Here is a 20,671-nt window from a genome sequence, read left to right on the forward strand (position 1 = left end):
TCACGAGGCCGTCAGCGATGCGCCGCGGCCAGCACCGCGTCCGGACCGCACCGCGCACACGGCGTGAAGCCGAGCTGCCGCGCCTCGCCGACGCCGATCGGGATCGTGTCGCGGCCGGACAGCCAGCCGCAGTCCACCAGGTGGTAGCGCGGGTACTCGTCGACGACCACGACCTCGTCCTCGAGTTCCTTGACCACCTCGAGGTCCTCCGGCGCGGTCTCCTCGACGCCGGGCGGGGTGTCGCGCACCGCCTTCGCCTCGGACTTGGGCTCGCTTTCCGGGCCCGGCTTCGCGGTTTCCTCCGGTTCCGGCACGTCCGCCGGATCGCCCAGCTCGCCCGTCGCGGGAAGCAGCGCGGTCTGCTCGGCGTCCTCCTCGGCCGGAGCTTCCTCGTCCTTCTCCTCCGCCGGGTCCGCGTCCTCTCCCGAGCCGGAATCCGCATCCGGCTCGGCGTCCGCGCGCTTGCGGCGGCGCAGCCAGTCGACGAGCAGGAGCAGCCCGGCGAGCACGGACAGGCCGATGGAAACCCAGGCCCACAGCGAGGTGCCCGTGACGAGGGCCGTGACGAGCAGCCCGAGAGCCGCCAGCACCAGAAGAAGGACGATGTAGAGCACGCTGAATTACAACACGGGCCGCCCGGTTTCCGGGTGCGACCCGCCCACGCGGCGTACCGCGCCGGTTCCCCACCGTGGCGGGACCGGATCCGGACACGCCGAAACCCCGCCGGGTCGGAAGGTCATCCGGCGGGGTGCGTACGGCGGTGGGTCAGCCTGCCTCGGCGCGCGGGCCGAACGAGTAGCCCTGGCCGCTGCTTCCGGTCGAGGACTGGCTCGACCCGGAGGACGCCGACGCCGGGGCCGCGGAACCGCGGTCGTCCAGCTCACGCAGCTGGGATTCGAGGAATCCGCGCAGCCGGGTGCGGTATTCGCGCTCGATCGTGCGGAGTTCTTCGATCTTCTTGCCCAGCGCGCCCTTTTCGGCGTTCAGGTTGTTCATCGTCTCGGTGTACTTGCGCTGCGACTCGCGTTCCATCGTGGTCGCCTTGTCGCGCGCCTGGCGCTCCAGCGTCTCGGCACGCGTGCGCGCGTCGTTCAGCATGGTCTCGGCGCGGGTGCGCGCCTCGTTCACCATCGAGTCGGACTTCGCCCTGGCGTCGGACAGCAGCTGCTCGGACTTGGTCCGCGCCTCCGCCAGCATCCCGTCGGACTCGGTCTTCGCCTCGGCGGTGAGCCGGTCGGCCATCTCCTGCGCGAGGCCGAGGACCTTGGCGGCCTGCACGTTCGGCTCGCCGCTGTCCGGGACCATCGAGTGCGCCTGGGTCTGCTCCATCGCCGAGGCGGGCGGCGGCACCGGGGCGAGCCGCCGCGACGGCTCGGGGTCGCGGCCCGGCGGCGGGCCGGCGACCTTCGCGTTCTCCAGCTCGGAGCGGGTCGACTCCAGCTCGGCGTCGAGCTGCTCCACCTGCTGCCGCAGCTCGTTGTTGTCCTCGATCAACCGGGCAAGCTCGGTCTCCACCAGGTCGAGGAACGCGTCCACCTCGTCCTCGTTGTAGCCCCTCTTGCCGATGGGCGGCTTGCTGAACGCGACGTTATGCACGTCAGCGGGGGTCAACGACATCAGATCACCTCACGCACTCCATGGCCTGCAGGACACACCCGGGTTTTCCCCGATCACCTGGGTGTCAGTTGCATCGCGAAGAACACAACCAACAGCAGCACCATAATCGACAAGTCCAGTCCTACGCCGCCGATCCGGACCATCGGAATGATCCTGCGGAACAACCGCACCGGCGGGTCGGTCACTGTGTAGATGGTCTCGAGCGTCACCGCAACCCCTCCGGCGGGACGCCATTCTCGCGCGAAGGTCCGCACGAGCTCGACCACGATCCGGGCCGTGAGCAGCAGCCAGAAGGCAAACAGCACGTACCAGATCGCAAGCCACACAGCATTCACGGCGACCACTCTAGCGGGGGACGGCCGGATTGGGCGCGACTAGCCGCCCCAGCGGCGACATAGTCGACTAAATCACGTCTGGCTGCGCCCAGCGGTCCGGCGGCGATCACCCGCGCAGGAACAATCCGCCCTCGGCGATCCGCCTGCGGTCCTCGGCGGTCACGTCGACGTCCGGCGGTGAGAGAAGGAACACCTTGTTGGTGACCTTGTCCATCGACCCCCGCACGGCGAACGCGAGCCCCGCCGCGAAGTCCACGATCCGCTTGGCGTCCGCGTTCTCCATCTCGGTGAGGTTGATGATCACCGGGATGCCCTCGCGGTAGTGCTCGCCGATCGCCCGCGCCTCGATGTAGCTCGTGGGGTGCAGCGTCGTGATCCGGCTCAGCGGGTCCCGGACCGGCGCGGCGACCGGTTCGGCGACCGGCCGCAGCCGGGCGACCGGCTCCGGCTGGCGGTCCACGGCGAGCGCGCCGTGCGTGGCCGGCTCGGCCGCCATCGAACGCGACCGCACCCGCGCGGCCGGCTCGTCGTAGCTGTCGTCGACGTCGCGGTAGCGGGCCCGGGACCGGGCAGGCGGCTGGTCGTAGCCGTCGTCGTACTCGTCGTAACCGTCGTCGTAGCCGTCTTCGTCCGCGGGCACCATCCCGAAGTAGGCCTTCAGCTTCTGCAGCGCGCTCATAGCCTCTCCCTAGCCCTTGCCGCTCCCGCACCGTTGTGCCCCGCCCGGCCGGACACGAAACGTGACCACCGGGCGGACTCCCTACGGCGAGGCTAAACCGCGCCCGCCGAGCAACGCGGTTCCGACACGCACACACGTCGAGCCGTGCCGGATCGCCTGGTCCAGATCATGGCTCATTCCGGCGGACACGTCAGCCGCTTCCGGATACCGGGCGCGAACTCTTTCCGCCGCGAGGGCCAGCCGGGCAAAAGCCGTGCCCGGGTCCTCCCCTAACGGGGCCACGGCCATCACGCCACGCAACCGCAGCTCCCCCGTGTGGGCGATGCGGTCGGCGAGCGCGTCGACGTCCTCCAGGAGGGTTCCGCCGCGCGCGACGTCTCCGTCCAGGCTCACCTGGACCAATACGTCGAGCGGTCCGGTCCGCTCCCCCGCCTCCTGCGCGGCGGCGACCGCGCGGGCGAGCGCGTCGGCGAGCCGCACCGAGTCGACCGACTGGACCTCTTCCGCCCAGCGCACGACCGACCGCGCCTTGTTCCGCTGCAGCCGCCCGACCATGTGCCAGCGCGGCGCGGCCTCCGGGCGCAGTTCGGCGACCTCGGCCGCCTTCTGCCCGGCTTCCTGGTCGCGGTTCTCGGCGAGGTTCCGCAGCCCGAGGTCGGTCAGCAGCGCGGCGTCGGACGCCGGGAAGGTCTTGGTGACGCCCAGCAGCCGCACCTCGTCGCGGGACCGCCCGGCCGCCGCGCAGGCGTTCGCGATGCGCTCCTCGACCGCGGCCAGCGACGCCGCCAGCTCCGCCCGCCGCTTCTCCGCCGGGTCCTCGGTCACGCCTTCTCCTCTTCCAGCCACGTGATGCCGGCGATCCGGCCGGTGGTGCCGTCCCGGCGGTAGCTGAACAGCGTCTTGTCCTCGGCGGTGCACCGCGGATCCGCGCCGACGCGCCCGACGCCGAGGTCGGCCAGCTGCTGCCAGAGCCCGGCGCGCAGGTCCAGACCAGCGGTGCCCTTGCGCGTTTTGCTGGCGCTGCCGGGCAGATGCTTCTCGACGTCCGCCGCCATCGCGGCCGGGACCTCGTAGCAGTCGCCGCAGATGGCCGGGCCCAGCAACGCCTCGACACGGCCCGGTTCGGCCCCCAGCTCGCGCATCGCGTCCAGCGCGGCGGGCAGCACGCCGACCCGCGCGCCGACCCGGCCCGCGTGCACCGCGGCGACGACACCGGCCTCCAGGTCCGCCATGAGCACCGGCACGCAGTCGGCGACCAGCACCACGAGCGCGACGCCCGGCCGGTCGGTCACCAGCGCGTCGGTGGCTTCGGCGGCCGAGGTCTCGGTGCCGTCCACGATGGTCGCGGTGCGGCCGTGCACCTGCTCCATCCAGGCCAGCCGGTCCTCGGCGAGGCCGAGTTCCGAGGCCAGCCGCTTGCGGTTGGCGTAGACGTCGCCCGCGTCGTCGCCGACGTGGTCGCCGAGGTTGAAACTCTCGTACGGCGGCCGGGAAGCCCCGCCCGCCCTGGTCGTGACGACTCGTCGTACTCGCACCCCGCCATCCTGCCAAAAACCGCGGCGGCTGCCCGGGCGGAGTCTGGTGAGTGTCGGCGCCGGTTCTCACCGGCGCCCGCGCTCACGAGGGCGCGCCGAGAGCCGGAGGTTCCGTGCGCGGCCGAGGGCTCGTGAGTGGCAATCCCGGTTCTAACCGTGATTGCCACTCACGAGCCCTGCCCAGCCACCCCGCCCGCCGCACGCTCCCGACGCTGCGCCACGCACCCCGCCCGCGCCACCACGCCCTGCGCCTGCGCCCGCAGCTGAGCCACCATGCCCTGCGGCTGCCGTGCCCCTACGCCCGCACACGCGCCCGCGCGAGTGGGCAGCGTGGCCGGGTTCTCGTGAGTGGCAATCCCGGTTCTAACCGGCATAAACACTCACGAGGCCCCCGGGAACACAGCAACGGCCGCCCCGAACGAGTCGGGACGGCCGTTGCCGGAAAGCCTGGAGTTACCGCCGCATGAACGGCGGCACGTCCACGTCGTCGTCGGTCGGGTCGTCGTGCACCGTCGTCGGACGGCTCGGCAGACCGCCCGTCGCGGAGCCCGAACCGATCGGCGAATACCCCCGCGTGCCGCCGCCCGGCTGCGGGAGGCCGCCCGGCGGGGTGCCGGTGCCCGGCTGCGGCAGGCCCGACGGCGGCGTCCGCGGCGGAGCCACCGGGTAGCCGGAGCTGCCCGCGGGCGGCACCGGCGTGGCCCCGGTCTGCGGCGGGGACTGCGGAGACTGGCCGCCGCCGACCTGGCCCGCCGAGGCGGACGCGGTGCCGTTGCCCTGTTTGCCGCCGAACGCGGGCGGGTCGAGCTTCTTGTGCGTGGGCGCGCCGGCGTCGAAGCCTGCCGCGATCACCGTGACGCGGACCTCGTCGCCGAGGGAGTCGTCGATGATCGTCCCGAAGATGATGTTCGCGTCCGGATGCGCCGATTCCTGCACGAGCGACGCGGCCTCGTTGATCTCGAACAGCCCGAGGTCCGATCCGCCCGCGATGGACAGCAGCGCGCCGTGCGCCCCGTCCATCGACGCTTCCAGCAGCGGCGAGTTGATCGCCTTCTCCGCCGCCTGTATCGCCCGTCCCTCGCCGCGCGCCGAGCCGATGCCCATCAGCGCGGAGCCCGCGCCGGACATGACGCTCTTGACGTCGGCGAAGTCCAGGTTGATCAGGCCCGGCGTGGTGATCAGGTCGGTGATGCCCTGGACACCGGACAGCAGCACCTCGTCGGCGGAGCGGAACGCGTCCATCAGGGACACGCCGATGTCGCCGAGCTGCAGCAGCCGGTCGTTCGGGATGACGATCAGCGTGTCGCACTCGTTGCGCAGCTGCTGGATGCCGTCCTCGGCCTGCTTGCCGCGGCGTTTGCCCTCGAAGGTGAACGGGCGGGTGACCACGCCGATCGTGAGCGCGCCGAGCTTGCGGGCGATCTGCGCGACGACCGGCGCGCCGCCGGTGCCGGTGCCGCCGCCCTCGCCCGCGGTCACGAACACCATGTCGGCGCCCTTGATGACCTCTTCGATTTCCTCGCGGTGGTCCTCGGCCGCCTTCTGCCCCACCTCGGGGGCGGCTCCGGCGCCGAGTCCGCGGGTGAGTTCCCGGCCGATGTCGAGCTTGACGTCGGCGTCGGACATGAGCAGTGCCTGGGCGTCGGTGTTCACCGCGATGAACTCGACACCCTTGAGGCCGACCTCGATCATCCGGTTCACGGCGTTCACGCCGCCGCCGCCGATGCCGACGACCTTGATCACCGCAAGGTAGTTGTGCGGGGGCGTCATCGGGTCCGCCTTCCTGATCGTGATGTGCACATGCCGCCCGCCGGGGCCGGAAACCCTCAACCTCAACCCGAGAGTGAGAGTTATGTCAACCACCGGCGTCAAGGCAGGACGGTAGGCGCCGCGCAAGCTCTAATCCAGTAGCCACGCCGTGAGCGGCAAAGGTGTTTTGCCACAACGCGAAGCCGCGCGCAAGGCCGGAACCCGCCGCCGGGCCCGGCGCGCGGTCTGCTATGCGGGCACCGAAGCGACCAGCACCACGTCCTTCGACGGCTTCCCCGACGGCGATCCCCCGGCCTGTTCCACGCTCACCGCGAACTGCTGCGCACCGGCCAGCCCGTCCGCCACCACCAGCGAACCCGACGGCCCGCCCGGCAGCAGACCGGCCGGGCGCGGCGCGAGGTCCGGGCCCATCAGCCAGGCCTCGTACACCTGGCCCGGCTGGACCGGCGGCAGCCCGGACTGCATGAACATCGCGCGGTCCAGCTTCCGCGAAACCACCACGGTCCCGCCGCCTCCGCGCGGCGAAGCGACGTGCGAGGTCTGGCTGTCCGGCGCGGCGAGCAGCTCGGCCACCGGCAGGTACCGCTCGCGCGCGGCGTCCAATTCGGACTGTGCGGAGGTGAGCTGGCTGCTGGTGTGCAGCGCGATCCCGCCGAACACGCCGGCCAGGGCGAGCCCGACGACGGCGGCCGCGGCGGCGATCAGCATCGGCCATCGGCGCGGGCCGCGGGCCCGTGGCTCCCCGGAGCCGGTCCGCGGCGGCAGCTGACGCGTCGTGCGCATGTCGGCGAGCACCCGGTCCTTGAGCCCCGGCGGCGGCTGCTCGTCCATCGCCGCACCGAGCCGGGCCGCGGTCTCGCGCAGTTCCCGCACTTCTTGCGCGCAGGCGTCGCACTGTTCGAGGTGACGGCGGAACTGGGCCCGCTCGACCTCCGACAGCGCGTCGAGCGCGTACGCACCGGCCAAGGTGTGCATGTCCGGACTGCTCACGCCGTCACCCCCAAGCAGTCGCGCAGCCGGATCAACCCGTCGCGCAGTCTGGTCTTGACGGTCCCTTGCGGCGTGTCCAGCACGTCGGCGACCTCGCGATAGGTGTAGCCCTGGTAGTAGGCCAGCAGCACGGATTCCCGCTGCAGTTCGGTCAGCGTCTTCAGGCAGCGGCGCACCTGCGAGCGCTCCAGCCGGGTCGCGACGGATTCGGCGACCTCGTCGAACGGCCGTCCGCGCGCGGCCTCGAAGGTCGCTTTCCGCTCGCGTTCGGTGCTCGCCCGCGCGGACCGGACCCGGTCGACCGCGCGGCGGTGCGCGAGCGTCATCGCCCAGTTCAGGACGCTCCCCTTCGCCGGCGAGTAGCGCGTCGCGGTCTTCCACAGCTCCACGAGCACCTCCTGCGCGACCTCCTCCGACTGCGCGGGGTCCCGCACGATGCGGCGGACGAGCCCGTAAACCGGACCGGCGAGCTGGTCGTAGAGCCGTTCGAAGGCGCGTTCGTCCCCCTTGGCGACCAGCGCCATCAGGTCCTCGGCGCTCGTCGAGGGCACCGCCGAGAGCCGGTCGGCCGGGCGTGCGCTCTCATCCATGGAGGGCTCCTGCCGTGTTCTGTCCGGTCCGGGCGGCGAGCGGGGCCCGGCGCCGCCACAGCGCGAGCCCGTGTCGACGGATCAACGCGGCGACACGCTGTGGTTGCAGCGGGCGGCCCAGCAGGAACCGCGCGAGCGTGCGTGCCCCGGCCGGACGGCGGACACCTCGCAGCGTAGCGGTCAGCGCGGCGTCGCCGTCGTGATGCAGGACGACGGTCAGCGCCAGCAGCGCGTCCGGGCGCGGCAGGTGCATCCGGTACTCCCCCGCCATCTCCTGGAACGGCGACACGTAGAACTCCTTGTCCGCCCGCAGGTCTTCACCGGGCCGGAGCAGGTAGGCATGGCGGCCGCCGTAGGTGTTGTGCACCTCGGCGACCACGCAGGCGAGCGCGCCGTCCGGCGTGTGGCACCAGTACACGGTGATCGGGTTGAACACGTACCCCAGAACGCGCGCCGACGCGAGCATCGTCACCGGCCCGCCGCGCAAGTCCACCCCGCGGTGCGCGAGCCAGGCGTCCAGTTTCGACCGGATGTCGCCGGGTTCAGTCCGGCTGAAGTGATCGCGGCCGTCGAAGCGCGCGAACGGCCGGAGCCACCACGGCAGGCGCGGCAGGTGGTCGAGATCGGTCAGCCACAGGTACATCCGGTGCGCGAAGGAGTACGGCGGGTCGGCTCGGCGCACGTGGGCGACGGTGGCGTCGTAAAGGGCGGTCACCAGGTCACCCCGAAACTGGCTGCGGCGCGGACGCCGGAGGAACAGCCGTCCTCGTGGAATCCCCAGCCTTGGTAAGCCCCGGCATAAGCGATCACGCCGTCGTTCAACTCGGTCAGACGGCGTTGCGCGGCAACCGATTCCGGCGTGTAGATCGGATGCTCGTAGGACATTTTCGCCACCACCGCGGCGGCATCGAGGCCAGCGCCCGGGTTAAGAGTGACCGCGTAAGTCGTCGCTTCGTCGAGGCCCATCAACCGATTCAGGTCGTAGGTGACTTGGACAGCCTGTAGATCGGCTCCGCAATCGGGCGTCCGGTAATTCCACGAGGACCTCGCGGCGGGCACCGTCGGCAGCACGGCGGGGTCGGTGTGCAGCCAGGCTTCGTTGCGCGAATAGCGGAAGGCGCCGAGCAGTTCCTGTTCTGCCGCGGTGGGATCGGTCAACAGCCGCAACGCTTGATCGGCATGGGTGGCGACCACGACCCGGTCGACCCGGTGCGCGGTATCGGCATCATCGCGCACCTCGATCCCGCGTGCGGTCCGCCGGACCGCGCGGACCGGGGTGGACAAATGCACGGCGGTCAGCTGCTTCGCCGCTCGCTCGACATACTCCCGCGAACCGCCGACCACCGTCCGCCAGGTCGGCGAATTCCGCACGGTGAGCATTCCGTGGTTGCGCAGGAATTCGAAGAGATACCGCGCCGGATACTGCATGGTGTCGGTGCGATCGGCGGACCAGACCGTCGAAACGAGCGGCAGCACGAAATGGTCCACGAAATACCGCGAGTACCCGCCGATCGCCAGGAACGCGCCGAGCGGAACGTCCCCGGCGTCGGCGCGGACCAGCAGCCGTTCGGCGTGCCGGTGGAACCGCTTCACCTCGGCCAGCATGAGCAGATACCGCCGCGACACGGTGTTGCTCCGTTGCGCGAACAGCCCGCGCACGCCCTTCGCCCCGGCGTATTGCAGGCCGCAGCCGTCGCAGCGGATGCTCATCGACATCTCGGTCGCCCGGGTGCGGACGCCGAGTTCGCCGAACAGCCGCAGCAGCGTCGGGTAGGTGCGCTCGTTGTGGACGATGAACCCGGAGTCGACGCCGACCGTCCCGCCGTGCGCGCTCGGCACGTCGTGGGTGTGGGCGTGCCCGCCGAGCCGGTCGTCGGACTCGAACAGCAGAACCTCGTGGCGGCGCTGCAGCAGGTACGCGGCGGTGAGGCCGGCGACCCCGCTGCCGATGACAGCGATGCGTTGTCCCGTGGTGTGGTGCACGAAAAGGATTCGGAGCCGCCGCGCGGACGGATTGGCGCCAATCCGCGCGATCGTCGGCTCCGAAGCCCCGGTATGCCGAAATCCGCAGCGCACCGACTCGCCGACTTCGCCGAACGCATCCTCGGCAGCCCGCTCCCGGTGGCCGTCCGCACCTGGGACGGGGACCAGGCCGGACCGGCCGGGCCGACCGTGGTCCTGAAGAACCGCCGCGCGCTGCGCTGGCTGCTGTACTCCCCCGGCGAACTCGGCCTGGCTCGCGCCTACGTCTCGGGCGACCTGGACGTCGAGGGCGATCTCACCGAGGGCTTCCGGCGGATCTGGGCGTACCGACCGCAGCTGTCCGCGCAAGACTTCGGCGAGGCCGTCCGGCTGGCCGCCCGGCTCGGAGTCCTCGGCCTGCCGCCGAAGCCGCCCGCGGAAGAAGCGCGGCTGCGCGGGAAGCTGCACAGCCTCGGCCGGGACAGGTCGGCGATCTCGCACCACTACGACCTGTCGAACGCCTTCTACCAGCTGCTCATGGACGATTCGATGGCGTACTCGTCCGGCTACTGGTCCGAGCACGCCGATCTCGCTCGCGCCCAGCACGACAAACTCGACCTGATCTGCCGGAAACTCGGCCTGCGCCCGGGCATGCGGCTGCTCGACGTCGGCTGCGGCTGGGGTTCGCTGCTCGTGCACGCGGCCAAGCACCACGGCGTCGAGGCCGTCGGCGTCACGATCTCCGCCGAACAGGTGCAGCACGTCAAAACCCGCTTGGCCCATCACGATCTGGACGACCGCGTCGAGGTCCGCCGGCAGGACTACCGGGAACTCGCTGGCGACGGCTTCGACGCCGTAGCCTCGATCGAGATGGGCGAACACGTCGGCGAAGACAACTACCCGAGCTACGCCGCCACGCTGTTCCGCCTGCTCAAACCCACCGGAAGACTGCTGCTGCAGCAAATGTCACGTGGAGCGGTCGCCCCGGGCGGCGGCGCTTTCATCGAGCGCTACATCGCCCCCGACATGACCATGCGCCCGCTCAGCCGCACCCTCGGCCACCTCGAAACCGCCGGCTTCGAAATCCGCGACGTGCACGCGTTGCGCGAGCATTACGTCCCGACCGTGCGAGCCTGGGCAGACACCCTGGAACAACACTGGGACGAAGCCGTCGCGCTGATCGGCGAGGCGGGTGCCCGGGTGTGGCGGCTGTACCTGGCAGGCGGCGCACTCGCGTTCGAGGAGAACCGCATGGGCGTGGACCAGATTCTCGCCGTGCGTCCCGACGCGCACGGCCGCAGCGGCCTGCCGTGGACCCGGGAGTGGGCATGATCGCGCTGCTCGGCCTCACCGCCGCAGTCACCCTGGCCGCAGTGACGCTCGCGTTCGGCATCGCCCGCCTGCGCGGCCGCTACGACACCATCGACACCTTCTGGGGCCTGGGTTTCGCGCTCGTAGCCGTGGTCTCGTTCCCCTTCGGCACGGCCCCGCTCGCCCTGCGCCTGACCACCGCCGTGCTCACCGTCGTCTGGGGCGTCCGCCTGGCCGTCCACCTGCACCTGCGCAACCGCGGCAAGCCGGAAGACCCGCGCTACCAGCAGATCGTCGAACGGGCCGGACCGAACCCCGGCGTCCGGATCTTCGTGCGGACGTACCTGATGCAGGCCGTCGTCCTGTGGTTCGTCTCGCTGCCCGTGCAACTCGCCATGTCCGGCACGGGTTTCGACGTCACCGCCTGGCTCGGCGTTGCGGTCTGGCTGCTCGGCTTCGCCTTCGAGACCATCGGCGACGAGCAGCTGCGCCGCTTCCGCGCCGACCCGGCCAGCCGCGGCAAAGTCCTCGACACCGGCCTCTGGCGCTACACCCGCCACCCCAACTACTTCGGCGACGCCTGCGTCTGGTGGGGCCTGTACCTGCTGGCCTGCTCGACCTGGCCGGGCGCGGCGACGATCCTGTCCCCGATCGCGATGACCTTCACCCTTGCCCGCGGCACCGGCAAGCCGATGCTGGAGAAAGGCATGCGCCAGACCCGCCCCGGCTACGCCGACTACGTGGCCCGCACCAGCGGATTCGTCCCGCTGCCCCCGAAGAAGCTCAGTCGCCGGTGAGTTCGCGCAGCAGCTCAAGATGCCGCGAGGTCTCGGTGAGCAGGTACTCGACCACCGACTGCACGGTCAGCAGCCGATCGCCGTCGAACCCCACCGGATCGTCGAACGACCGGGCCGCGACCGCCTCGCGGCACAGCTCCGCGTTGTCCCGGTAATCGCTGAGCAACTCCTCGAGCGGCAGGTCCAAGCCGACGAGCAGCGCGGCTTCCCGCCCGGCTTCGAGCCGCTTGGCCCACCCGTCCGGCAGCCCGGTGACCACGACGTCGAACGCGGTGTTCTCCACCAACGTGAGATGCCACAGAATCCCGGCGACCGTCACCCCCTCGCCGGGCCAGCGGGCTTGTTCCTCGGTGAGCCCAGCGCACTTCCACGCCACGGTCGCGCGCACCAGTTCGAGATCGTCGACCAGCTGTGCGCGATCGAGGCTCATTCCCCGGTGAGACCGTCGGTCAGCTCGCGCAGCAAGTCAAGATGCCCGAGATGGCGCGCGGTCTCCTCGATCATGTGCGCGACGACCCAGCGCACCGTGAGCGGTTTGTCCCCCTTGAACAGCACCGTGTCGTCGAACTCCCGGGCCGCCACCACCGCCCGGCACTTCTCGGCCTCGGCCTCGTACTCCGCGATCAGCTGCCCGATCGGCACTTCCAGCGCGACCCGGAACTCCGCGTCCCGGTCGATCTCCAGCCGGTCCGCCCATTCGTCCGGCTGCCCGTCCAGCACGACGCGGAACCAGTAGTTCTCCACCAGCGTGAGATGGCACAGCAACCCGGCGATCGTGGTCAGCTCACTGGGCACGTGAACTCGCCGGGCCTGCTCGTCGGTGAGCCCGGAGCACTTCCACACCACGCTGGCGCGCAGAAAGTCGAGAAACCCGGCGAGCTGGGCGCGTTCGTCCCCCGCCATCGGCGGGTCAGGACGTTCAGGAACATCGGTCACGCGTAGTAGTTTGCCCCACCCGGCCACCGGTTTTCAGCAGATAACTTGCACACAATGTAATTGTGCACTACCTTCAGGACTGACGGCACACCCCCGATTCGAGGAGACAGCGATGCCCAGCCGCGACGCGACCACCCACTGGACCGGCGGACTGCAGAAAGGCAAGGGCGAGGTCACCTTCGACTCGTCGAACCTCGGCACGTACGAGGTGTCCTTCCCGACCCGCGCGGGCGACCCCGACGGCCAGACGAGCCCCGAGGAACTCATCGCCGCCGCGCATTCCAGCTGCCTGGCGATGAACCTCTCCGGCGTGCTGGAGTCCCAGAACCTGGAAGCGGAATCCATCGACGTCTCCGCCGAAGTAACCCTGGGACCGGCCCAAGGCGGCGGCTTCGAAATCAGCGGCATCGCCATCACCCTGCGCGCGAAACTGAACGGCGTGACCGCGGAACAATTCGCCGAACTGGCCAAGACCGCCGAACAAACCTGCCCGGTGTCCAAGGCCCTCTCCGGCACCACCATCACCCTGGACGCCGCCCTGGCCTGACCGACCCGGCGCTTTCCGTGAGGGGAACCCTCACAGCCCCAGATTCCCCCAGGGTTCCCCTCACGACCCTCGGCGCCCCCCGGCGACCCCCGGCCAGTCCGTGAAGGACCCCTTCCGGGACTCAGATTCCCTCAAGGAGTCCTTCACGGACCAGGGCCCCGCCGAAGCGCCCCAATGTGGCATTGGGTGCATGTGACGCACCCAATGTGGCGTTGGTTGCGCAGGACGCACCCAATGGCACATTGGGGCGCAAGCCCCAACCCCCACCAAAAGCACCAAGCCAGCGAGGCACCCAGCCCCTCCCCCGCACCCCGATACGAAGCCTCCCTGCAGTTCGGGGGTGCTTGTCAAGGCATCTTTCCCGCCTTGACAAGCACCCCCGAACTGTCAGCACAATCAGGCTTCGGGGTGCCCCACGCACCATTCCCTGAACCCTCAGGAAAACGCGGCAACATTCCCCTTAGCCCACTCGGCATAAGAAACCCCAGGCCGCCCCAGCAATTCCTCCACCACCCCCGTAGGCACCTCCGGATGCTCAGAAGTCTGCGCATACATCCCCAGCAGCCACCCGACCACAGCCTCCGGAAGCCCCGCCCCAACCAACTCCGCCGTCTGCTCCTCCGGCGTCAGCTCCACAAACGGCACAGTCTTCCCCAACGCATCCCCGATAGCCGAGACCATCTCCGCGAGAGAAATCCCCTCCGGCCCGCTCAGCACATACGTCTTCCCGACATGCCCGTCCGTGCTCAGCACATGCCCCGCCACCGCAGCAATATCCGCCAAATCAATCGGCGTCTGCGTAGCCCCGGGATAAGCCGCCCGAACCTCCCCGCGCTCCCGGATCGACCACGCCCACCCGAGCGAATTCATCATGAACGCCCCGGGCCGCAAAAAAGTCCGATCGAACCCAGCCGCCTCGACGGCCTCCTCCACCGCGGCGAACCCGTGCCCACTAGACCCCGGATGCGTATCCCCGACACTCGCCCCGGACAACGCGACCACCCGCCGAATCCCCGCCGAAGCAGCCAGCTCGCAAAACCGCGAAACAGTCCGCGCATACGGTGCCAAATACACCGCGTCGACCCCGTCCAGCGCGGCAGGCAGCGTCGAGGGCTTGGCCAGCGACCCCACGACCACCTCGACCCCGTCGGGCAGCGCCGCCCGTTCGGGATCCACCGTCAACGCCCGCACCGGAACCCCGCGCGCCACCAGCTCGTCGACCACCAGCCGTCCGACGTTGCCGGTCGCACCCGTCACCAGAACCGTCATGCCCCCACCTTCTCGTATGGCGTACGAACACAACGAGCGTACGGCATACGGGAAAGGCTCGCCACCACCGCGGTCGTGAGTGGCAATCCCGGTTAGAACCGGGATTGCCACTCACGAGGTGATGGTCGGCAGCTCCGGCGCGGAAACGTCGTAGATCTTCCCCTGCTGGGTCAGCAGCGCGGCCAGCACCTTCGCCTTGCGATCGGTGTTCTCCGCGTTCCCCCAGCGCACGGTCTTGCCCGTCGAGAGCGTGAACTCCACGCTCGCCGGAGTCTTCGCGGTGACCGTCTTCGTCTGCTTCAGCAACTGCTCCGGCAGCACCCCGAGCACCGCGGTGACCGCGCGGGTGACCGGATCGTCCACCGACACCTTCGGCAGCTTCAGCTCCGGCAGCCCGGCCGGGCGGGTCTTCACCGTCTTGAACACGACGCCGCCCCCGTCGACCAGGTGCACGCCGTCGCCGCCGGGGCCGCTGTCGAAGAACGCGATCGCGGTCCGCTCGGTCACCGCGATCTCCAGCGTCGTCGGCCACGACCGGGACACGTCGACCGTCGCGATGCCCGGCATCTGGGCCACCCGGTCGCGGATCCCGTCGACGTCCGCCCGCAGCATCGGCTGCCCGGCCGGCACCTGCGCGGTCGCGCGGATCTGGTCCGCCGACACCGTTTTCGCGCCCTGCACCTCGATCGTCTTCACCGACAGCAGCGAGCTGAAGAACAGCAGATATCCCAGCGCCGCCAAGGTGACCACGGTCAGCAGCGCCACCCAGCGGCGGCGGATCTCCTTGCCGCGGGTCGGCCGGGACTTGCGCGCGGCGGCCCGCTTCGAGCGGCCCGAACGCGCCGAGGTGCGGGCACGGGTGCGCTGGCGTTCCTCCTCGGTCCGCCGCCCGCGCCGTTCCCGGGCCAGGGCAGCACGCTGCTCCTCGCCCGCGCGAGGCGCGGGCGAGCGACGGCGCTGCCGGGTCCCGGTCATGCCCCCGCGGCCCTCCGGTCCAGTTCGGCCAGGATCTCCGGGCCCAGCTGCGTCACGTCGCCCGCGCCCATGGTGACCGCGAGGTCGCCCGGCCGCACGAGGTCCGCGACGAGACCGGCGGCCACGTCGAACGCGGGCTGGTAGTGCACCGGCACGGTGACCCGGTCGGCGATCAACGCCCCGGTCACGCCCGGCACCGGCTCCTCGCGCGCGCCGAACACGTCGAGCACCACGACCTCGTCGGCCAGCGACAACGCTTCGGCGAACTCGGCGGCGAAGGTCTGCGTACGGGAGAACAGATGCGGCTGGAACACCACGACGACCCGTCCGCTGCCCGCCGCCGTACGCACCGCGCGCAGCTGCGCGGCCACCTCGGTCGGGTGGTGCGCGTAGTCGTCGTACACCCGGACGTCGCCCGCGCGGCCCTTGAACTCGAACCGCCGGCGCACTCCGCCGAACGCGGCGAGCCCGGCGGCCATGCCGTCCAGCGGCGCGCCCAGTTCGAGCCCGGCGAGCAGCGCGGCGACCGCGTTGAGCGCCATGTGCTCCCCCGGCACCGCGACCCGCAGGTCGTGCTCTTCGCCGTCCAGCGCGATCCGCACGACGCCGCCGTCCGGCGCGGGCGTGTAGTCCAGCACGCGCACGTCGCCCTCGCCGGAAGCGGCACGGCCGTAGCGACGCACCCGCACGCCGGCCGCGACGGCCTCGTCGCCCAGCCGGGCCGCGCCCTCGTCGTCGGCGCACACGATCAGCAGCCCGCCCGGCTCGATCTGCCCGACGAAGTCGCTGAACACCTTCACGTACGCCTCGGCGGTGCCGTGGTGGTCGAGGTGGTCCGGCTCGACGTTCGTCACCACCGCCACCGACGGCGTATACGTAAGGAAGGAGCCGTCGCTCTCGTCGGCCTCCGCGACGAACACGCCGCCCTCGCCGTGGTGCGCGTTGGCCCCGGATTCGTTGAGGTCGCCGCCGATCGCGAACGACGGGTCCATCCGGCAGTTCTGCAGCGCGACGGTGAGCATCGACGTGGTCGACGTCTTGCCGTGCGTGCCCGCGATGCACGCGACGCGGTGCCCGGCCATCAGCCCGGCCAGCGCCTGCGCGCGGTGCAGCACCGGGATGCCGCGTTCGCGGGCCGCGGCGAGTTCCGGGTTGGTCTCCTTGATCGCGGTCGACACCACGACGGCCGACGGCGGTTCGGCCAGCTCGGCGAGGTTGTCCGCGGTCTGGCCGACGAACAGCGTCGCACCCTGCGCGCGCAGCGACAGCAGCGCGCGCGATTCCTTGGCGTCCGACCCGGACACGGCCGCGCCGCGGGCGAGCAGGATCCGCGCGATACCGGACATCCCGGCCCCGCCGATCCCGATCAGGTGCGCCCGGCGCAGCGGCGCGGGCAGTTCGGGCGTGTCAGGCACCGGCGGCCTCCAAAACGATGCGGGCGAGGGTCTCGTCGGCCTCGCGGTGGCCGAGCCCGACCGCGGCCGCGCTCATCTGCGCGACCCGGTCGGCGTCGGTCACCAGCGGGATCACCAGCTCGGCGACCTTTGCCGCGGTGAGGTCGGCGTCGGCGATCATCAGCGCCGCGCCGGCGTCGACCGCGGGCTGGGCGTTCACCGCCTGCTCGCCGTTGCCGTGCGGCAGCGGGACGAACACCGCGGGCAGCCCGACCGCGGACACCTCGGCCGCGGTCATCGCGCCGGACCGGCACACCACCGCGTCCGCCGCGGCGTAGGCCAGGTCCATCCGGTCCAGATACGGCACCGGCACGTACGCCGGGCGGCCGGGAAACTCTTGCACCACAAGGGAATTCTTCGGCCCGTGCGCGTGCAGCACGCCGACGCCCGCCTCGGCGAAGTCCTTGGCCGCGCCGGAGATCGCGGAGTTGATCGACGCCGCGCCCTGCGAACCGCCGAACACCAGCAGCGTCGGCGCGTCCGGGTCCAGCTCGAAGAACTCGCGAGCCTCGGCCCGCAGCGCGGCCCGGTCCAGCGACGTGATCGAGCGGCGCAGCGGAATGCCGACCACCTCCGCCTTCGGCAGCGGCGTGCCAGGCACCGCGACCGCCACGCGGGACGCGAACCGGGCACCGACCTTGTTGGCCAGCCCGGCCGACTTGTTCGCCTCGTGCACCACGATCGGCACCCGGCCGCGCGCGGCGAGGTACGCCGGCAGCGCGACGTAGCCGCCGAAGCCGACCACGACGTCCGCGTGCACCCGGTCCAGCACCTCGCGGGTGCGGCGGACCGAATCGCGCACCTTCAGCGGCAGCCGGAGCAGCTCCGGCGTCGGCTTGCGCGGCATCGGGACCGGCGGGATCAGCTCCAGCGGGTACCCGCGCGCGGGCACGAGCTTGTTCTCCAGGCCGCGTTCCGTGCCGAGGGCGACCACCTCGGCGTCCGGGCGCAGCCGCTTCACGGCGTCCGCCAGCGCGAGCGCGGGTTCGATGTGCCCGGCGGTGCCCCCGCCTGCGACCACGACGACCGGCGCCCGGCCCGCTGCCGACCGCTCGGTTCCCTTGACGGGCTTGCTCACCAATGACCTCTCCGGTTCGCGGTGCCCCGGGCACCGCGGTTCGCTGTAGTCCGCCGCGCCGACCGGCGGCGTTCCTGTGCCGGTGCGGGCCGGGCCGCACGCGGCGCCGGCCGGGCCGCCCTGGTCCCGTTCCCCGAACCGCGCGTTCCCTTGCGGGGAGACGGCGGGCGGTACGGATCGGGCGCGGGCAGCCGCAGCAGGCGTCCGAATTTACCCGGCCCGTGCGAGCGCAGTGCGGCCACCGCCTCGGGTTCGTGCCGCGCGGCGTTGGCCAGCACGCCCATGATGAGCATGGTGATCACGAGCGACGTGCCGCCGTAGGAGATCAGCGGCAGCGTGACGCCGGTGACCGGCAGCAGCCCCACCACGTAGCCGATGTTGATGGCCGCCTGCGCGACGAGGAACACCGTCAGCGTGCCCGCGACGATCCGGATCCACGGGTCGATGTTGCGGGTGGCGATGCGCAGGCCGACCACCGCGACGCCGGCGAACAGCGCCAGCACCACCGCGCAGCCCACGAAGCCCAGTTCCTCGCCGATGAGCGCGAAGATGAAGTCGTTCTGCACGTTCGGCAGGTAGCCCCAGTTCGACGCGCCCTGCCCGAGCCCCTTGCCGAGCAGCCCGCCGTCGGCGAGCGCCAGCTTGGCCTGGTTCGCCTGGAACCCCTCGGCCGAGGTGTCCGCGTCCGGCGACAGGAACGACATCACCCGGGCGAGCCGGTAGGGCGCGATGATCGCCAGCACCAGCACGCCGCTCAGGCCGCCGGCCAGGATCACCCCGAACAGCCGCTTCGGCGCGCCGGCGAACCACAGCAGGCCGAGCAGCACCACCGCGAGGGTGATCGTGCCGCCGAGGTCGGGCTGCAGCATGACCAGCGCGAACATCAGCAGCGCCACCGGCACCACCGGGACCAGCAGATGCCGCCACTGGTGCAGCACGTTGTACTTGATCACCAGGATGTGCGCGCCCCAGAAGGCCAGCGCCACCTTCGCCGCCTCGACCGGCTGGAAGGTGAACACGCCGAGCTTGAACCAGCCCTGCGAGCCGTTCACCGTCGACCCGAGCGGCGTCAGCACCAGCATCAGCAGGCCGAGGCAGAGGACCGTCAGCGTCGCCGACATCCGGCGGATCCGCTCGAGCCGGACCCGCAGCCCGACCCAGAACACGATCCCGCCGAGCGCGACGAACATCAGGTGCCGGAAGAACAGCGCGTACACGCCGCTGCCGGTCTTCGGGTTGTACGAGGCCACCGACGACGCGGACAGCACCATCACCGCGCCGATCACGGTGAGGATCCCGGTCAGCGCCAGCACCAGGTGGAACGACGCCAGCGGGCGGGAAAGCCAGGCGGTCAGCGCGGTCCGGAGCGCGACGAACGGGCTTTCCTTGCGGACGCGCCGCGGCCGGGGCTTCTCTCCGTCAACTACCGTCATCCGCCGCCCCCGCCGCGCCGTCGGCCAGCGCACGCACCGCGGCTTCGAACGCGTCGCCGCGCGCTCCGTAGCCGCCGAACATGTCCAGCGAGGCGGCGGCGGGCGCCAGCAGCACCACGTCACCAGGACGAGCCAGGGCGCTGGCCGCATTCACCGCCGCAGTCATGGGCTCATCGTCACCCGGAAGGAGGCGGTTGACCGGGACATCCGGCGCGTGTCGCGCGAGAGCGGCCTCGATCACGGGTGAATCGGCGCCCAGCAGCACCGCGGCGCGCAGCCGTCCGGCGACCGCGGCGACCAGTTCGTCCACCGACGCGCCCTTGAGCTGCCCGCCGGCGATCCAGACCACGCTTTCGTGCGCGAGCAGCGAGCCGAGCGCGGCGTGCGGGTTGGTGGCCTTCGAGTCGTTGACGTACCGGACTCCGCCGGTCTCGGCGACCTCCACCGCGCGGTGCGGCGCGGGCTCGTACGCGCGCAGCCCCGCCCGCACCGACTCCGGGGTCACCCCGTGCGCCCGGGCCAGCGCGGCCGCGGCGAGCGCGTTCGCGAGGTTGTGCGGGCCGGCCGGGCGGACGTCGGCGATCTCGGCCAGCTCCTCCGCGCTCGTCTCCGGGTCGGCCCCGAAAGCGCGGTCCACCAGCAGGTCCTCGACCAGTCCCAGCTCGCCGGCGCGCGGCGTGTCGAGCACGAACCCGATCCGCCGGGCGCTGTCCGGCGCGTGCTCCTCGGCGATCCGCGTGGACCACGGGTCGTCGACGTTGTGCACGACGGCGCGGGAACGGTGGTGCACGCGGCCCTTCGCCGCGGCGTACTCCTCCATCGAGCCGTGCCAGTCGAGGTGGTCCTCGGCGAGGTTCAGCACCACCGAAGCGTCCGGCGCGATCGTGGACGACCAGTGCAGCTGGAAGCTCGACAGCTCGACGGCCAGCACCTGATGCCCGCCGCGGACCGCGTCCAGCACCGGATAGCCGACGTTGCCGCAGGCCACCGCGTCCGCGCCGGCCGCGCGCAGGATCGACTCCAGCATCCCGACCGTGGTCGTCTTGCCGTTGGTGCCGGTGATCACCAGCCACGCCGGCGGATGCTCGCGCAGCTGCCCGATCCGCCAGGCCAGCTCGACGTCGCCGATCACCTCGGCGCCCGCCTCGGCCGCCGCGACCAGCAGCGGCGACGTCGGCCGCCAGCCGGGGCTGGTCACCACGAGCACGGTGTCCGCGGGCGGCTCGGTCAGGCCCGGGACCAGCTCGGCGTCCAGGCCTTCCAGCTCGGCGAGCCGGTCTGCGTTGCCGTCGGTGACCGTGACCCGGGCGCCCAGCTCGCGCAGCACGGGAACGACCGACTTCCCGGTGACCCCCGCGCCCGCGACCAGAACGTGTTTGCCGTCAAGCTCCAA

22 protein-coding genes are annotated in these 20,671 nt (G+C 71.4%); 3 read left to right on the top strand and 19 right to left on the bottom strand.

Annotated elements, in window-relative coordinates; translation table 11 throughout:
- Positions 1–11: 11 nt before the first annotated feature.
- From ACFSVL_RS00370 to ACFSVL_RS00420, 11 genes are all read right to left on the bottom strand, one after another.
- Positions 12–614, bottom strand: a complete 603-nt coding sequence (locus ACFSVL_RS00370; protein ID WP_378299210.1) for a hypothetical protein — start codon at positions 612–614, stop codon at positions 12–14.
- 151 nt (positions 615–765) lie between these two features.
- Positions 766–1,617: a DivIVA-like cell division protein Wag31 gene (gene wag31, locus ACFSVL_RS00375; protein WP_009080356.1), complete on the bottom strand. Its 852-nt coding sequence runs from the start codon at positions 1,615–1,617 to the stop codon at positions 766–768.
- Positions 1,618–1,670: 53 nt separating this feature from the next.
- A complete protein-coding gene (locus ACFSVL_RS00380; RefSeq protein WP_037367937.1) occupies positions 1,671–1,943 on the bottom strand; it encodes a YggT family protein in 273 nt (90 codons plus the stop codon).
- A gap of 115 nt (positions 1,944–2,058) precedes the next feature.
- Complete coding sequence (locus ACFSVL_RS00385) at positions 2,059–2,631, bottom strand: cell division protein SepF (protein WP_378299212.1); 573 nt, start codon at positions 2,629–2,631, stop codon at positions 2,059–2,061.
- Between the two features lie 81 nt (positions 2,632–2,712).
- Positions 2,713–3,456 (bottom strand): YggS family pyridoxal phosphate-dependent enzyme, encoded by a 744-nt coding sequence (locus ACFSVL_RS00390; protein ID WP_378299214.1) that lies wholly within the window; start codon positions 3,454–3,456, stop codon positions 2,713–2,715.
- Positions 3,453–4,166, bottom strand: a complete 714-nt coding sequence (pgeF, locus tag ACFSVL_RS00395; RefSeq protein ID WP_378299216.1) for a peptidoglycan editing factor PgeF — start codon at positions 4,164–4,166, stop codon at positions 3,453–3,455. Before pgeF ends, ACFSVL_RS00390 begins: the two co-directional genes overlap by 4 nt.
- Before the next feature lie 453 nt (positions 4,167–4,619).
- On the bottom strand, positions 4,620–5,936 hold the full coding sequence (ftsZ, locus tag ACFSVL_RS00400) for a cell division protein FtsZ (protein WP_378299218.1): 1,317 nt from the start codon (positions 5,934–5,936) through the stop codon (positions 4,620–4,622).
- A 228-nt stretch (positions 5,937–6,164) separates the two neighbouring features.
- A complete protein-coding gene (locus tag ACFSVL_RS00405) occupies positions 6,165–6,926 on the bottom strand; it encodes an anti-sigma factor (protein ID WP_378299220.1) in 762 nt (253 codons plus the stop codon).
- Complete coding sequence (gene sigK, locus ACFSVL_RS00410; protein WP_378299222.1) at positions 6,923–7,516, bottom strand: ECF RNA polymerase sigma factor SigK; 594 nt, start codon at positions 7,514–7,516, stop codon at positions 6,923–6,925. The genes ACFSVL_RS00405 and sigK overlap by 4 nt, the downstream gene beginning before the upstream one ends.
- Positions 7,509–8,234, bottom strand: coding sequence for a DUF1365 domain-containing protein (locus tag ACFSVL_RS00415; protein WP_378299378.1), 726 nt, complete (start codon positions 8,232–8,234; stop codon positions 7,509–7,511). Before ACFSVL_RS00415 ends, sigK begins: the two co-directional genes overlap by 8 nt.
- Positions 8,228–9,499, bottom strand: coding sequence for an NAD(P)/FAD-dependent oxidoreductase (locus tag ACFSVL_RS00420; protein WP_378299224.1), 1,272 nt, complete (start codon positions 9,497–9,499; stop codon positions 8,228–8,230). The genes ACFSVL_RS00415 and ACFSVL_RS00420 overlap by 7 nt, the downstream gene beginning before the upstream one ends.
- Before the next feature lie 72 nt (positions 9,500–9,571).
- Here ACFSVL_RS00420 and ACFSVL_RS00425 point away from each other — a divergent pair, with 72 nt between their 5' ends.
- Both ACFSVL_RS00425 and ACFSVL_RS00430 read left to right on the top strand, forming a co-directional pair.
- A complete protein-coding gene (locus ACFSVL_RS00425; RefSeq protein ID WP_378299226.1) occupies positions 9,572–10,810 on the top strand; it encodes a class I SAM-dependent methyltransferase in 1,239 nt (412 codons plus the stop codon).
- On the top strand, positions 10,807–11,586 hold the full coding sequence (locus ACFSVL_RS00430) for a DUF1295 domain-containing protein (RefSeq protein ID WP_378299228.1): 780 nt from the start codon (positions 10,807–10,809) through the stop codon (positions 11,584–11,586). Before ACFSVL_RS00425 ends, ACFSVL_RS00430 begins: the two co-directional genes overlap by 4 nt.
- On the opposite strand, the gene ACFSVL_RS00435 is transcribed toward ACFSVL_RS00430, so the two are convergent.
- Entirely contained in the window at positions 11,573–12,016 is a 444-nt protein-coding gene (locus ACFSVL_RS00435) for a mycothiol transferase (RefSeq protein ID WP_378299230.1), read from the bottom strand. The genes ACFSVL_RS00430 and ACFSVL_RS00435 overlap by 14 nt on opposite strands.
- Positions 12,013–12,522, bottom strand: coding sequence for a DinB family protein (locus ACFSVL_RS00440; RefSeq protein WP_378299232.1), 510 nt, complete (start codon positions 12,520–12,522; stop codon positions 12,013–12,015). The genes ACFSVL_RS00435 and ACFSVL_RS00440 overlap by 4 nt, the downstream gene beginning before the upstream one ends.
- Before the next feature lie 112 nt (positions 12,523–12,634).
- On the opposite strand from ACFSVL_RS00440, the gene ACFSVL_RS00445 reads away from it, so the two are divergent.
- Positions 12,635–13,069 (top strand): OsmC family peroxiredoxin, encoded by a 435-nt coding sequence (locus ACFSVL_RS00445; protein WP_378299234.1) that lies wholly within the window; start codon positions 12,635–12,637, stop codon positions 13,067–13,069.
- A gap of 435 nt (positions 13,070–13,504) precedes the next feature.
- Here ACFSVL_RS00445 and ACFSVL_RS00450 read toward each other — a convergent pair whose 3' ends face one another.
- The 6 genes from ACFSVL_RS00450 to murD form a co-directional block, all read right to left on the bottom strand.
- Entirely contained in the window at positions 13,505–14,338 is an 834-nt protein-coding gene (locus tag ACFSVL_RS00450; protein WP_378299236.1) for an NAD(P)H-binding protein, read from the bottom strand.
- Positions 14,339–14,449: 111 nt separating this feature from the next.
- Positions 14,450–15,313: a cell division protein FtsQ/DivIB gene (locus ACFSVL_RS00455; protein ID WP_378299238.1), complete on the bottom strand. Its 864-nt coding sequence runs from the start codon at positions 15,311–15,313 to the stop codon at positions 14,450–14,452.
- Positions 15,310–16,728, bottom strand: coding sequence for a UDP-N-acetylmuramate--L-alanine ligase (gene murC, locus ACFSVL_RS00460; protein ID WP_378299240.1), 1,419 nt, complete (start codon positions 16,726–16,728; stop codon positions 15,310–15,312). The genes ACFSVL_RS00455 and murC overlap by 4 nt, the downstream gene beginning before the upstream one ends.
- On the bottom strand, positions 16,721–17,845 hold the full coding sequence (gene murG / locus ACFSVL_RS00465; RefSeq protein ID WP_378299242.1) for an undecaprenyldiphospho-muramoylpentapeptide beta-N-acetylglucosaminyltransferase: 1,125 nt from the start codon (positions 17,843–17,845) through the stop codon (positions 16,721–16,723). The genes murC and murG overlap by 8 nt, the downstream gene beginning before the upstream one ends.
- Positions 17,842–19,278 (bottom strand): putative lipid II flippase FtsW, encoded by a 1,437-nt coding sequence (gene ftsW, locus ACFSVL_RS00470; RefSeq protein ID WP_378299244.1) that lies wholly within the window; start codon positions 19,276–19,278, stop codon positions 17,842–17,844. Before ftsW ends, murG begins: the two co-directional genes overlap by 4 nt.
- Complete coding sequence (gene murD / locus ACFSVL_RS00475) at positions 19,265–20,671, bottom strand: UDP-N-acetylmuramoyl-L-alanine--D-glutamate ligase (RefSeq protein WP_378299246.1); 1,407 nt, start codon at positions 20,669–20,671, stop codon at positions 19,265–19,267. The genes ftsW and murD overlap by 14 nt, the downstream gene beginning before the upstream one ends.

The sequence above is a fragment of the Amycolatopsis silviterrae genome, assembly GCF_042684085.1.
Classification (GTDB): Bacteria; Actinomycetota; Actinomycetes; order Mycobacteriales; family Pseudonocardiaceae; genus Amycolatopsis; species Amycolatopsis silviterrae.

Bases quoted from the DNA above. Each gene is read 5' to 3' on its own strand.
- ACFSVL_RS00455 (WP_378299238.1), bottom strand. From the start codon at position 15,313: ATGACCGGGACCCGGCAGCGCCGTCGCTCGCCCGCGCCTCGCGCGGGC.
- ACFSVL_RS00425 (WP_378299226.1), top strand. From the start codon at position 9,572: ATGCCGAAATCCGCAGCGCACCGACTCGCCGACTTCGCCGAACGCATC.
- ACFSVL_RS00430 (WP_378299228.1), top strand. From the start codon at position 10,807: ATGATCGCGCTGCTCGGCCTCACCGCCGCAGTCACCCTGGCCGCAGTG.
- ftsW (WP_378299244.1), bottom strand. From the start codon at position 19,278: ATGACGGTAGTTGACGGAGAGAAGCCCCGGCCGCGGCGCGTCCGCAAG.
- ftsZ (WP_378299218.1), bottom strand. From the start codon at position 5,936: ATGACGCCCCCGCACAACTACCTTGCGGTGATCAAGGTCGTCGGCATC.
- ACFSVL_RS00435 (WP_378299230.1), bottom strand. From the start codon at position 12,016: ATGAGCCTCGATCGCGCACAGCTGGTCGACGATCTCGAACTGGTGCGC.
- ACFSVL_RS00445 (WP_378299234.1), top strand. From the start codon at position 12,635: ATGCCCAGCCGCGACGCGACCACCCACTGGACCGGCGGACTGCAGAAA.
- wag31 (WP_009080356.1), bottom strand. From the start codon at position 1,617: ATGTCGTTGACCCCCGCTGACGTGCATAACGTCGCGTTCAGCAAGCCG.
- ACFSVL_RS00385 (WP_378299212.1), bottom strand. From the start codon at position 2,631: ATGAGCGCGCTGCAGAAGCTGAAGGCCTACTTCGGGATGGTGCCCGCG.
- sigK (WP_378299222.1), bottom strand. From the start codon at position 7,516: ATGGATGAGAGCGCACGCCCGGCCGACCGGCTCTCGGCGGTGCCCTCG.
- ACFSVL_RS00450 (WP_378299236.1), bottom strand. From the start codon at position 14,338: ATGACGGTTCTGGTGACGGGTGCGACCGGCAACGTCGGACGGCTGGTG.